The sequence below is a fragment of the Butyrivibrio sp. INlla14 genome (assembly GCF_900102515.1).
Classification (GTDB): Bacteria; Bacillota; Clostridia; order Lachnospirales; family Lachnospiraceae; genus Butyrivibrio.
In genome coordinates this window covers 168008-180958 of sequence record NZ_FMVS01000007.1, presented here as the reverse complement: position 1 = coordinate 180958, position 12951 = coordinate 168008, and the positions used below count along the sequence as shown (strand labels likewise).

Below are 12951 nucleotides of genomic sequence, written 5' to 3'. Positions count from 1 at the left end.
GAGCCTTCTTAAACCTCACCTGTTCAAGAAGTTTTCTGATATACTCCTCCATTGTCACACCTCCAATGCCAAAACATTTGCTATTGCGCCTGAATACTCATTCCACTCTTCTGTTTTGCTTTTGAGGAGTTTTTTTCCTTCTTTAGTAATGCTGTAGTATTTCCTTGTTTTACCAAGAAACTCCTGCTCATAAACAGTAAGCATACCCTTCTCTTCAAGACCATGAAGAAGTGGATAAAGAGTACCCGCCTTTAGCTCAAATACATTCTGGGACTTCTTTCTGAGAGTATCGATCATCTCATATCCGTACATGTCTTTTTCCGACAAAAGCTTAAGCACAAGCATCGTCATGCTCCCGGTCAAAAGTGACTTATCAACTGCCATGATGTCCTCCTTTATATAGATTGTCTATATATTGCTTATCTATATACTATATCGTTGTTCGATATATGTCAATAAAAAAAAGAGCCCCCTATGACAGTTGACCCTGGGAGACTTATGTCTGCAGGGATAAATAATAAGTATAAAAAAGTCATTCTTCCCAAAGAAGCAGTTCTCATGCTTGCCTTTCTCTTTAATTCATTTTTCATCCGTATAAATATATCTGCAATTTCAATAATGGTAGTATAATAAAAAACAGAAGCGTTAAACTTCTGCTATAAAATTTTTACCAATTCACTTAGGAGGGAAATGATGAAACGAGATACTGTTGTAAGCAAAGTCAGAAAAGCAGCTGAAAAAGCTGATGTTTCCAATATCGATTTTCTTGCTGTTCAGATTAACTTAACCGATCAGGATCCTGGAGTTTTTTATGTTGAAGTAAAAGACCATAAAATTTCTGTTGAGCCCTATGATTATCATGACAGAAACTGCGCAATCTCAATCACTTCTGAAGATTTCAACAAACTCATTAGTGGAAAGCTTGATCCGGTAGCTGCATTTTCTTCAGGAAAGCTTAAAGTAGATGGAGATATCGGAAAGGCTGTTGAGTTCTCAAATCTCCTTAAGAAATAATATAAGATCATAGATATGAGCCTGCCAAGTGTGTTACTTAGCAGGCTCTTCTTTTATATTTTCTCAAATTCATCAACCGAGAGCGGCTTATAGAAATAGTACCCCTGCATCTCCGGGCATCCAAGCTCTTTGAGCATCTGAGCCTGTTCTATAGTTTCGACACCTTCTGCAATCAGCTTTATGCCAAGTCGATTAGCCATATAGATCATACACTCAATGATGATACGGCCCTTTTCTCCACATCCATCACCAGTGAGGAATCGAAGATCCATCTTGATACGATCCACAGGAACCTCTTTCAGCATGTTCAGCGAAGAGTATCCACTTCCAAAGTCATCCATTTCAACCTGGAAGCCAAACTTTCTGAGTCCCTTGGTAATGCTTATCAATATTTCCGAATCCTGTACATATGCTGTCTCAGTAATCTCAATCTTCAGCTGATCTGCTGTAAGTTCATATTTTCTCAGAAGGTCACAGAAATACGCTACAATGTCCTTGTTATCATGTATGTCACATCGTGATACATTTACAGATACAGATCTGTGTATTCCCTGCTCATTCCATCGGTGCAGGTCCTGACAGACTCTTTCCCAAACATAGCAGTCGAGCTCATATATCGAACCGGCATCCTCCAAAGCAGGGATAAACTCTGAAGGAGGAATCCAGCCTAGCTTTGTGTGATTCCATCGACAGAGCGCTTCTGCCCCAGTAACTTCTCCGGTTTCAAAATCCACCTGAGGCTGATACCACACCTGAAGTTCACTTTTCCTTATGGCAACCCTCAAATGTCCAACAACGTCAGATATCCATTTTCCCTTTTCCCATTGACTGGGATTATAGAACTGATATCCATCCTTAACCGTGTCACGAACCTTTTTCTCTGCTACACGGGCACAATCGAGCATATGATCAACATCAGGATTCTTGTAATCTTCCTGCATTACTACATAAACTCCGCTGCACATCTGGACCCTTACTTCTTTTCCTCTGTCAATGAAGTAATTACGTACCAGATCAAAAACCTGTGCCTCGTCGGCATTCATCTTTTCACTGCCACCGATACTACGGAGCACAACAAAGTGATCACCTTCGATTCGACCTATTGCCTCCTCATCGCTCATTACTTCCAAAGACTTTGATGCCCAGAACTTCAAAAGCTCATCTCCAGCTTCTTTTCCCAGGTTATCATTTATATATTTGAAGTCCCTGATGTTGTTGTACGAGATCATATATGGAATATCCGGATGCTGCGTCAACAGTTCCACTACACGTTTCCTGAATCCATTCATGCTGAGCACACCAGTCAAAGGATCTCTGTCAACAAGTTGTTTGACCGTTTCTTCATGCTTGGCATGCAGGGCTTTCTGTTTCATTATGACAATTATATTAAAAATAACTAATATAAGAATTCCTACGAGAATAAACAGACCATACTCATGAATATAGTCTTCTAAATCATATTTGTATAACTTACGTGAAGTATGATCCAGAACAACCGCCTGTTTCTGGGTGTCTGAAAGTGTATCTATGCCTGTATTAAGACGTTCTATTATCTCCCGTCCCTTTTCTGTATCCAGCGCACCAACTCGAAAATCCATGGTAAACATTGCTGCAGGCTGAACCTTAAGATCATCATAAGTAGGTTTCTGCAGAACATAGCTCCACACATATGAATTATGCAAAAGTGCATCCACCTTACCGGCACGAAGAGCATCTACACATTCAGGCATTGAGTCATATAAGGTGATTTCTATTCCTGGATATAGCTGACGAACTGTTTCGGCAGCACCGCCCAATGAACTAAGCATTCCAACACGTAGTTCATGCATATCAGGAAGATTACTCTGATTAACCGTAACAAGTGTAAATGGTGTTTGGATAAGATTATCAGAAACAACAGATGGATTTCCTGATGAGCTTGTTATGGCACTTCCGAATGGCATAATCACATCATATCCCGGGTTATCAAGGGCATCCTTAAGATTTTTCTCTTCCAGGACTCTGAAAACAGCTATATATCCAGCCTCTTTTGCTGCCGCCGTCATAAGATCTGCACCTATTCCGGTAATTATCCCTGCGTCCTCGTCAAAGTAAAACATAGGGCAACGATCTGTAGGTACTCCAACAATGAGATATTCATCTGATTCTGCATTAGAAACAATGCTGCTTATGACCACGCAGCACAGAATAGCCAGCATACATAATGAAGTTATTATTCTTTTACGGAGAGCGCCTTTCCCTATCAAAACAATACCTTTCTGTTAGTCTGAGTAAGTTGATAATTTCATATGGATATAGAGTCGCACAATAATTATATCAGAATCTTATAAAATACCGATAAACATATGATTATATATAGATAAAGTATGCATTGATAAAGCCAGTGCTCTCCATATAGGAGGGTACTGGCCTAAATTTATAATATTTCGATTACGCTCACCATCTGTAAGAGGCTACATAATCCATTTGTTGCGGTAATGCTATTGAGGGTGTATTTGTCTCCAGTCTGGGATTCCTTCCCTCTTCAATCAACTCGCGTTCAAAGTGATAGAGTGCAATCCCCACATCAATTCTCTGCAGATCATAGTCAGGCGTTGTAAATCCCTTATCATGTTTTACAAAGAAATGAGCTGCATTCTGATCCATAACCACTCGCCAGGGCTGCTTATTTACAGCTGAAGGAGCAAGCCTTACACTTTCCAATGCATCAAAGAGCCCTGCTTCCATGGCTTTTACTTTAGTTAACGAAGGCTCAAAACTTTCCGAAAAGAACAGTTCCTCAAAATCCAAACGGCTGTCAGCTTTAACACCCTTTCTCATGAGCGTCTCTTTTACTGACATCTTTTTGGATATATACCCAAGAGGACTGACGCATGGCATTACCTCATCATCAACAAGACAGGAAGCCTTCTCGAATTTTTCCCTTGGCATAGTACCGCCAATCCAGACAGTACCAAGCCCCATCTCATGAGCCTTCATCAGAAGTGCCTCAAACGAATATCCATAAGCCACATCTGCATCTTTTCCCTTTGAAACAACAGCACTTACATACTGCTTTTCTCCCGAAAGCACCGGACTTGAAAGCCCATGTTCAGCTGCATCAAGGAACACAAACCTGACAGGAATACCATAAGGATTGTTGATACCTTCAGAAAAAGTCTTAAGTTCATCTATTACTGAGTCCTTTGGCATTCTCCCGTCAAAAGTCCTGACACTTCTCCTACTCTTTACCAGTTCTAAAAAATCGCTCATCAGTAGCCTCCTTACTTACAAAACATTTCACTTATTCTTACATCTGTTAAACATCAGATCTGCAACTGCAAGATAGCAGTTTCCAACCACGACTAAAAACAGTAAAAGTGCCATTATCCACCATGCACTTCCCATGAAAGGAAGCTCATTTGTAAATCCAAATGCCCCTGCAGGACTTCCCCAGTTCAGGAAAAAGTATGGATAATTGATACCATCTGCAAATTCCCATCCGCTCACATATCCTATGCCCGCATAAATCGCATATAGTATCGGAGGAATGATGACAAAGATCACATTTTTCCTTTTGATCCTGGCTTTAGGTGCGATAACAAAAAAATCAACCACAGAAACAACCGGCACCACAAGGTGAGTCAGGGTGTTCTGAATATTCCAGGCATTAGCGCCAAGAGTTGGCGCAAGTACAAAGCCGAAGACAACTCCGGTAAGAGTTATCGATACTGTGCCAACAAATTTGACCACGTACCAGGCCCGATTTACAGGATTACCTTTCCTTAGCAAACAAAGGCCTATACCGCATATGATCGCAATGGCGATGTTTGATTGAATTGTGAAATACATAAAGACTCTGGATCCACCCATGAAAGAAAGCCTTCCGGCATAGGCACTCAAGAATGTGCCTACCAGGGCAGATACTATTACAACAAGCTTTAGAACTATGCTCAGTCTCTTTTGTCTCTCTGATAAATTATTCATGGTGATACCTCAAAAAACATATTACATTTTGCGCAATATGATTGTATCACATATTTATCTGTTTGCAAGAGATTTTTTGACCAGTACAATTACAAGATACATCAACAGAATAACAGAAAGCGTTAATGCCGCATAACCTATAAGATATCCCGGATTGCCCAGAAATGATGCCATCCACGAAAGCGGGCTGTCCGGTATAGGCCAATTCACAAAGAAATAGTTGCACCCAAAACACTTATCAAAGATATAAACAGGCAGAACAACCAGTAATAGAAAGATCAGGACATATCGGATATTTTTTATTGATGGGTCAATATCGCCTCGCACTTTCAGCAGCATCGGATATAGGATCAGCATACCATGCCAGACATAGCTGTAAATGTTCGTAAAATTGAGTACCGGATAATAAACTGTCCAATCCGCAAACATAAGCGCCACTATCGACGCAGGCATTATGACCATAAAAGATATCTCACCCAATGCCTTTTTTGCCTGCCTCCATGGAAGCAGCTCCCGCAAAAGAAATATGAATATCCCTATACTGCATATATGAAGCGGCAGATAACCAATTCCGAATCTATGAACAGATACAAGAAAAAGATCCTTGAATACTTCCATCACAACCATAAATCCCGGCATTATTTTCAGGAGTCTTCTCTGCCTCTTCTCTTCCATCCTTGAAACAAAGATAATCAGAACTACAACAAAAAGAATCGTTATTGCCACACTCGAAAGATGAGCTACCCCAAACAATGGATAGCCCATTCCCTCTGGTATATCATCCTGTTGTTTCCAAAAATATCCCACTCTGCTCCTATTTCCTTTGATACGACAGTACTCTAATATTTTAATTCATCAATTAGTTCTGCTTAATGATGCTCCGCCTCTATACATTTCTGAGAAATCATCCTCATTCCAGGTCTCAAAATACTCAAGTACATCAGCATCACCTTCAGCAGTCTGATATGTATACTGAACTCCATTAGCAGACTCTGCCTTCACTTTGTATTCACCCTCAGCAGTTTTCTCAAATTCGCTGATCTTATCAGAATGGTCCACGTAAAAAACTCCATCCTTCATGTGACCATAATTTACCTCAGTCTCTGTAAACTGCACATAATACTCAGGCTGCATATCGTCGCCATCCACATATCCTATTGATGCAGTCTGCCAGGTTCCCGGAATGAAAAGATCAAGATCTTCAGTAATCTTGTCTTCTCCATTCTTTGATGCAAGAAAAATAGAAGTCGGTCCATCCGCACCGCCAATTATTGTCACATCTTTATCCGTCTTTGCTCCACATCCCACAGTTCCTACTGCTATCATTAGCAGTGCAACCAATATTATTTTTTTCATGCTCAGCCCTCAGCCTCCTTGTGGTGTGCTTCAACTATTTTCTTATCATTTGTCTTCAATCTATTTCATCGCAACAAGAACAGCCTCAGACGGATCAAAATAATCATCCATGTTGCTGCTAAGTCCGGCAGCCATATAAGCCCTCTCAAAAGAGATTTCTTCCACGTTGCTCAGATATACAAATGTGCTGTCCTTGACTGCACCGCCACCCATTCTACCGGTGATCTCAAGTCTGTACTTATAAGTGTTACTATCAGTCTTCCATGTTCCATCTGTCATTTCGTAATGGCGTACCAGCGTGATCAGCTTAGTCCCATACGGGATATAGGTTCTCCCGTTATACTCAATCGAAATATAATCATCATCCTGATTATTTGGATTTATAAATGTTCCGGTGTTAAACTCTATTGGATTTGCCGGAAGAGAATAATCTATACGACTGCCACAGCCAACAAGTAATAATATAATAAAAAAAGCAAAGCATGCGTTTACAATACAAATCGCTTCCTTTTTCATACAATCCCCCTTTATCATCCCCCGATAGCATTTATCCATAAGACATTTTTATCTAACTTTTCAATACCTAAATCTTCTCTTCTCAAGTGCACATACCTTCAGGCACACCACAACTGCAGCATATACAGCCATGTGCAGAAAAATTAAGCCTATTCCCTTAAGCTCGAAACTATCTGTACTGCCGACCAGTTTGAAACCGTCAAGGAAAGGAGGCAGCACAAAATTCAATACCACCAAAGGAGCAAAAGATGCAATCAACCCCTCTTTACATATTTCAAGCACTGAAACTGTTAGCGCACCGAGTATCCCATAGTCTTCTCTCCCTCTGGGCATTTAACATTTCCGTTCGCCAGCAACTCTGCCTCATCTGTTCTATCTTTCGCCACAAGAACATCTCCTGCTTTTACAACACCCCACTCCATCATAGAATCAATCCTCGGAAGGTTGTGTGCTGCTGCAGGATCGTCCGTCTCAATCTCATCAGGATCAATAATCTCTATATTGATGTGCTTTATGTCAGTCATTTCAGCAATCTTGCCAGGATTAATTTAAGTTCCATGAATATATTCACAACTGCATATATGATAAGAGCGGCTCCGACAATATAAGGGGCATGAGTCGTTATCGCACCCGGAAAAAGAATGAACACAATGCCCAGAGCGATAAATAGGTATATTTGTTTGTCTTTTTTTAGATAAGAAAGCAATATTTTTGACATATGATTCCTTCTAGGATAACTGTTATTTGAACAACTCTTCCCCCATTATTCAGTCTATGGTTATCTCTTTTTTACTCTTCGCCCAATCAAGGATTGGCCGTGCATCAGGGTAAAAAAGGTCCTTGGGAATACTATTCTTATCAAAAAACCTGTGCTCAAGCACTTCCGAATCGGAATCAGAGATTTTTCCCGTAAAGCTTCTTGTTATAAAGATAACTGACAGGGAATATACCACATCTCCATTTGGATAATGTATCTCCCTGTCCTCACCGGAATAAAGCCCAAAAAGTTTAAGATCAGAAACTTTTACCCCAACTTCTTCTGACAGCTCCCTGGTTGCTGCTTCTATGTAAGTCTCGCCGGGTTCAAGCGCTCCACCCGGAACACACCAATCTCCTGTGTCACTTCTCTTTTGAAGAAGGACCTCTCCTTTTTCATTTTCTATGAGCACACCACAACCTACCGTCATGACAAGATCATGGCCCACGTGCTTTCTCATTTCTGCAATATAATTCATCTGATCATTCTCCCTTTAGTATTTATGGATCTATAATTATCGACGAGATTCAATCTTTGAAAATATTAACGGTCCAAAAAAGTTAATACAGAAGTACATCAGTGCATTCTGAGCAAATGCGGACATCCAGGCAATGGGTAATAATGAAGATACTCCTGCCGCTAATATAGCCGATATAAAAAAGAGGACAATTCCAACTAACAATCGTATGATTCTGTTTTTGGTACTCAAATTGTCTGTACTGAAAGCAATGTATTTTTCTTCCAATATCCAAGCCGTAAGAAATCCAATAGCCAGCCCGGCTTTACTTGCAAATGAAGCAATAGAATGTAAAGGATCATATAAAATATGGCCATAATGACCATCTTTGAGAGCATTGGTCTTGCAGTAATTGTGGCACTCAGCTTCTGGTGCGTATATTGCATCTTCGGCTATGGTATCGAGCTTCAGAAAAATGAAGATGAGACATTATAAAGGAGGCTGCCATGGGAAAAATCATATTGAGACTGGACCGCGTTATGGCGGATCGTAAAATGAGCTTGAATGAGCTGTCCGAGAAGGTGGGCGTTACCAACGTGAATCTTTCCAAAATAAAAACCGGTAAAGTCAGTGCTATCCGATTCTCCACTTTGGAAGCTATCTGCGATGCTCTGCACTGTCAGCCCGGAGACATTCTGGAATACGACCCGGAAGCAACTGAATAGTGCAGACCGGGAGCAATGATGGAGATGTTGTTTAAGAGATGAAAAAAGACATGAAAAGAGGGAGCAATTCGCTCCCTCTTTTCATGTATATACATTTATACCAGTTTTACCTGGAACTGTGACATAAGGTTATGCAGCTGGTTAGACTGATCAGAAAGTTCACTGGATACAGCACTTGATTCCTGAGCAGTTGCTGAATTAGTTTGAATTACCTCAGAAATCTGCTCGATACCCTGATTAATTTCTCTCATATTGGTTGCCTGATGCTGAGCCATTTCTCCGGAGGTTCTCATCATTTCAGCCAGCTCATTTACGGAATCACCTATCTCGTGCAATGTAATCTGTGTTTCTGCAACAATCTCATTACCGCTGTCAATTTCTGCAAGAGCGGAACTAACAAGTGCGTGGGTGCGCTGTACAGCGTCATTCGACTGCTGAGCCAGTTGTCCTATCTCCTGAGCAACAACTGCAAAGCCCTTACCTGTATCTCCGGCTCTGGCAGCTTCTATGGAAGCATTGAGAGCAAGGAGCTTGGTCTGGGATGAAATAGCTTCAATACTGTTTGCAACTTCCTGGATTTCCTTGGAAGCAGTCGTGATTCTCTGCATTGCTTCCGTAACCTGATCCATTTTATCAGCACCGTCTTTTGCTACCTTCTGGGCCTCAATTGACATCTGAACACCCTTTTCACAATCCGCAGCCATTTTTTCTGTCTGTTCGGTTACTGTATTTACTGAAGCTGTAAGCTCCTCGACAGCTGCAGCCTGATCAGTAGCACCTTCAGCCAATTCATTGGCGCCTTTGGACATGTTCTCGGCACCCTCTGAAACTCTTGCAGATGCAGCCTTAACATCATTCATGGTGTTAGAAAGCTTGTCTGTAATGGTATTCATGGAATCGCTGATTGGGCTGAAATTACCATGATAAAGATTCGGGGTAATTGTACCTATACTGAAATCACCTTCAGAAATCTCATTAAGCGAATTTGAAATGTCATTTACAATATTCATGGATGCACGGGTTGAGTTTTCAAGATCTCTGGCCAGTATATCAAATTCATCATTGGCATGGTAATCAATAGCTACGTTAAGATCGCCTCTGGCCATTTGTTCTGCAGCCTTCGCAACCTCGTCAACAGGCATGACAACGCATTTTGTCAGCGTGTTTTGGGCATTTTTCATGAATACGATCAGCAGAATTACCATGATAATACTAAGAACAACCATTATTGTCATTATAACAATTGTCAAATCATATGAGCTTGTTACCTCATTAGTTACATGGGAGGTCATCTCCCTTGTGTTTTCCACTGTTAGCAATACTTCAGGCCGAAGCTCATCTCTCATGACCGCGTATATTTCATTTCCATTACTAAGGCTTCCGTCCTCAAGTTCTTCAGCCTCTGCGTACATGGAGGCGAGTTTATTGGTTGTTGCTTCCATATTTTTTATATTTGCGTCGAGGGACTTAATGAGCTCTGTCTCGCCACGATATGCTCTTAAATTTGCAAGATCTTCTTTCATGTTGTTAAGCATTGTTTCATGGAACTCTACTATTTGTTCCTGTCTTGTCTCAGATACACGAGTAGCAAGCGCCCACCAAGCAGATTTTCCGAGATTCTGGTTGTGAATACGAAGAAGTCCCTGATAAGTATTTTGATTGTAATAGTTGTTATAAAGTTTATGATATCCTGATATACCAACTGCGATTGAAATGATAAGCAGGCAGAGAGATAAACCAAGATATATGTATATTCGTGTAAAAGTATGCGCAAATTTCTTACCTACATTCATTTCAAGCAACTTGTTATCATCTAAATTAACCACATTCTTGATACTCATTCTGTACCTCCTATCATATATATCCTGGATAGCAATTCTTTATAGCTACAAAACTATTATAGACTAATTATTTCAATAACTAATGGATTTTCTGAAATATTTATTCAAATTTAATCCTTTTAACTTTTTTATCCTAAGACAAAATTTCTGATAACGTATCAAGGAGATTCTTTATATCAATACCATGCACTTATAAAGCCATGATCATATCCAAAGGCCTTTATAGTGTAAGTTAAAGTTCCGCCGGCATCCGGATATTTGGTCATGAGGTAATGGTAGTTGATGCCGATCACAAACATGAGAAGGGCACCGATAAATAACCCGAGTATTGTTCCCAGGGGACCGGCGATGGGTAAAAACGTGGTTCCCGGCATGACGAAGGCTCCCCAGCCCACAGCACACCCAAAGGACAACGCCCAAACATGTATAGGTGAGAGATATCGCTCTAATGCCTGATCATTTTTTGGGGTATCACCATTCATAGTTTGTCTCCTTACCGGTATCGCGAATTATTTATTGCAAAAAGGCTTCTCTTTGTGAAAGAATTTTTTTATAAATTACTTCATAATCTGTCTGTACTTTTGCTCTGAGGTTTTCTGTTATCTCGCTCACTGTTTCGTACAAAGGAGTGAGAGCAAGATTTCCTACAACTCCCTTTAAAGCATGTGCATGTTCAAAGGCACCATCAAGATTGCCCTCTTCCAAGGCCTTTCCCAAAGCCTCAAAACGGTCATCTGAAAGTCCAAGCTCTATCATTTCCAGATAAAAGTCTTCCATGCCCATACATCTTTCCAGACCTTCATCAACATTTGCTCCCAATTCTCTTAATTTCTCAATATTCATATTCCTGCATCCTCGATAAAAAGAATAATTATTTGACAAATCAAGATAATTATACACAATTCAGACGACAAAATGCGTTATTTTAGTTAAATTATATACTTTTTATAGATAGTTTTTATTTTGTTCTGATAGAATTTTCATATGGAGGTCGAGGATATTTATGGCAAAACACAAAATTCTCATAGTCGATGATGAAAAGATATCTCTTCGCATGACACAGCATATTTTGTCCAGTGAATATGACACAGTCTGTGCCTCAAATGGAAGGGATGCGATTGAAATATATAAAACAGAAAGACCGAATTTGGTTCTTTCTGATCTTAGAATGCCTGAAATTGACGGATTTGAGCTTCAGAAAAAACTTCAGGATATATATGGAAAACAAATCCCGTTTATGTTTATGACAGCTGATAAGGATGATGAGGCTGAAAGCAAAGGATTTGCCATCGGTGCGCTTGACTTTATCAGAAAGCCCTTCAGAGCTGATGTTTTGCTAAAGCGTGTATTTAATATTCTTCAAAATGTTGAGCAGATACAGGGACTTCAGAAGGCTGCCACCACAGACCCAATGACCGGCCTTCTCAATAAAGCATCATCCCAGGAAGAAATAGACCTCTTGGTTAAAACCACTCCCGGAGCTTTGATGATGATTGATCTTGACAGCTTTAAACCTGTCAACGATATATATGGCCATGCTATGGGAGATAAAGTACTTATTCGATTTGCGGAAATAATCCGCTCATCCATAAGAGCAACGGATATTGCGGGAAGAATTGGTGGGGATGAATTTGTGGTTTTTTGTAAATCAATCCTTGATGAGGACGTTGTAGCCGATAAGGCTGCATACATAAATGAACAGGTTCTTCTCTCCGCAAAAGAACTGATGGGACAAAGCATGAATATTCCTCTTGGGGCGTCAATCGGCTGTGCGTTTGCGCCTGATGAGGGAACTGATTTTGTAAATCTTTATAAAAAGGCAGATAAAGCTTTATATTTTGTTAAGCAAAACGGTAAACATGGCTATAAGGTCTACAGGGAGGAAAAAGCGACATCAGACGATGAGACAGATGAGGCTACTGCGCTTAAATATGCAATGACTCTTATGGCTGAAAGATCCCCGGGAAAAGGAGCATTTAATCTTCCTACATCGGATTTTAAAAAGATATATCATTTTCTGTCGAGAGTAGTGGGCAACTATCACAATACCATTCATGTAATACTCTACTCTGTTATTCCGACAAAAAAGGATGTGGATCAGGAGGAAGCAGCAAATGCTTTCGTTGAAGTTGTTCAGATGTCGTTAAGACAAAGTGATGTTATAACAAAATATGGAAGCAATCAGGTGATGATCCTTCTACTAAAAGCAGTTTCATCTGATTTGGAAATTGTCACGGAGAGGATTGCCATGAACTGGGAATCCAAAGACATCAGTGCTCTTTGCAAGATCACATATGAAACGAGTGAACTGAAATAAAG

The 12951-nt window shown here is 40.3% G+C and carries 19 protein-coding genes; 5 read left to right on the top strand and 14 right to left on the bottom strand.

The genetic code is table 11. The features are described from left to right. Positions 1–54: 54 nt before the first annotated feature. On the bottom strand, positions 55–384 hold the full coding sequence (locus tag BLO53_RS06615; protein WP_074891996.1) for a PadR family transcriptional regulator: 330 nt from the start codon (positions 382–384) through the stop codon (positions 55–57). A gap of 90 nt (positions 385–474) precedes the next feature. Here BLO53_RS06615 and BLO53_RS19155 point away from each other — a divergent pair, with 90 nt between their 5' ends. Continuing rightward, positions 475–630: a hypothetical protein gene (locus tag BLO53_RS19155; RefSeq protein WP_176757191.1), complete on the top strand. Its 156-nt coding sequence runs from the start codon at positions 475–477 to the stop codon at positions 628–630. Positions 631–693: 63 nt separating this feature from the next. Continuing rightward, positions 694–1014, top strand: a complete 321-nt coding sequence (locus BLO53_RS06610) for an SCP2 sterol-binding domain-containing protein (RefSeq protein ID WP_092059872.1) — start codon at positions 694–696, stop codon at positions 1012–1014. Positions 1015–1067: 53 nt separating this feature from the next. Here the strand turns inward: BLO53_RS06610 and BLO53_RS06605 are convergent, their stop codons facing one another. The 10 genes from BLO53_RS06605 to BLO53_RS06560 all read right to left on the bottom strand — a co-directional run bounded on the left by BLO53_RS06605 (position 1068) and on the right by BLO53_RS06560 (position 8087). Then, positions 1068–3260, bottom strand: a complete 2193-nt coding sequence (locus tag BLO53_RS06605) for an EAL domain-containing protein (RefSeq protein WP_242875321.1) — start codon at positions 3258–3260, stop codon at positions 1068–1070. A 190-nt stretch (positions 3261–3450) separates the two neighbouring features. Further along, entirely contained in the window at positions 3451–4266 is an 816-nt protein-coding gene (locus tag BLO53_RS06600) for a nitroreductase family protein (protein WP_092059868.1), read from the bottom strand. Positions 4267–4293: 27 nt separating this feature from the next. After that, a complete protein-coding gene (locus tag BLO53_RS06595) occupies positions 4294–4980 on the bottom strand; it encodes a Pr6Pr family membrane protein (protein WP_092059866.1) in 687 nt (228 codons plus the stop codon). Between the two features lie 54 nt (positions 4981–5034). Continuing rightward, positions 5035–5787 carry a YwaF family protein gene (locus BLO53_RS06590; protein ID WP_092059864.1) on the bottom strand — a complete coding sequence of 251 codons (753 nt, stop codon included), beginning with the start codon at positions 5785–5787 and terminating at the stop codon, positions 5035–5037. A gap of 48 nt (positions 5788–5835) precedes the next feature. Beyond that, positions 5836–6336: a hypothetical protein gene (locus tag BLO53_RS06585; RefSeq protein ID WP_092059862.1), complete on the bottom strand. Its 501-nt coding sequence runs from the start codon at positions 6334–6336 to the stop codon at positions 5836–5838. A gap of 60 nt (positions 6337–6396) precedes the next feature. Beyond that, positions 6397–6852, bottom strand: a complete 456-nt coding sequence (locus BLO53_RS06580; RefSeq protein ID WP_092059860.1) for a hypothetical protein — start codon at positions 6850–6852, stop codon at positions 6397–6399. Between the two features lie 60 nt (positions 6853–6912). Continuing rightward, positions 6913–7185 (bottom strand): hypothetical protein, encoded by a 273-nt coding sequence (locus tag BLO53_RS06575; RefSeq protein WP_143003219.1) that lies wholly within the window; start codon positions 7183–7185, stop codon positions 6913–6915. Then, positions 7143–7376, bottom strand: a complete 234-nt coding sequence (locus BLO53_RS06570; protein WP_092059856.1) for a hypothetical protein — start codon at positions 7374–7376, stop codon at positions 7143–7145. Before BLO53_RS06570 ends, BLO53_RS06575 begins: the two co-directional genes overlap by 43 nt. Continuing rightward, positions 7373–7570: a hypothetical protein gene (locus BLO53_RS06565; protein WP_092059854.1), complete on the bottom strand. Its 198-nt coding sequence runs from the start codon at positions 7568–7570 to the stop codon at positions 7373–7375. The genes BLO53_RS06570 and BLO53_RS06565 overlap by 4 nt, the downstream gene beginning before the upstream one ends. A 49-nt stretch (positions 7571–7619) precedes the next feature. Beyond that, the gene (locus BLO53_RS06560) at positions 7620–8087 is read right to left on the bottom strand and encodes an NUDIX hydrolase (RefSeq protein ID WP_092059852.1); all 468 of its coding nucleotides are present in this window, start codon (positions 8085–8087) and stop codon (positions 7620–7622) included. A gap of 348 nt (positions 8088–8435) precedes the next feature. On the opposite strand from BLO53_RS06560, the gene BLO53_RS19785 reads away from it, so the two are divergent. Next, positions 8436–8561 carry a hypothetical protein gene (locus tag BLO53_RS19785; RefSeq protein WP_255363885.1) on the top strand — a complete coding sequence of 42 codons (126 nt, stop codon included), beginning with the start codon at positions 8436–8438 and terminating at the stop codon, positions 8559–8561. 11 nt (positions 8562–8572) lie between these two features. Then, entirely contained in the window at positions 8573–8791 is a 219-nt protein-coding gene (locus BLO53_RS06550) for a helix-turn-helix domain-containing protein (RefSeq protein ID WP_092059848.1), read from the top strand. 95 nt (positions 8792–8886) lie between these two features. Here the strand turns inward: BLO53_RS06550 and BLO53_RS06545 are convergent, their stop codons facing one another. From BLO53_RS06545 to BLO53_RS06535, 3 genes are all read right to left on the bottom strand, one after another. Next, positions 8887–10632 carry a methyl-accepting chemotaxis protein gene (locus BLO53_RS06545; protein WP_092059845.1) on the bottom strand — a complete coding sequence of 582 codons (1746 nt, stop codon included), beginning with the start codon at positions 10630–10632 and terminating at the stop codon, positions 8887–8889. Positions 10633–10808: 176 nt separating this feature from the next. After that, positions 10809–11114, bottom strand: coding sequence for an APC family permease (locus BLO53_RS06540; protein ID WP_092059843.1), 306 nt, complete (start codon positions 11112–11114; stop codon positions 10809–10811). 31 nt (positions 11115–11145) lie between these two features. Next, entirely contained in the window at positions 11146–11475 is a 330-nt protein-coding gene (locus tag BLO53_RS06535; protein ID WP_092059841.1) for an Hpt domain-containing protein, read from the bottom strand. Between the two features lie 160 nt (positions 11476–11635). Here BLO53_RS06535 and BLO53_RS06530 point away from each other — a divergent pair, with 160 nt between their 5' ends. Then, entirely contained in the window at positions 11636–12949 is a 1314-nt protein-coding gene (locus tag BLO53_RS06530; RefSeq protein ID WP_092059839.1) for a GGDEF domain-containing response regulator, read from the top strand. Positions 12950–12951 lie beyond the last annotated feature (2 nt).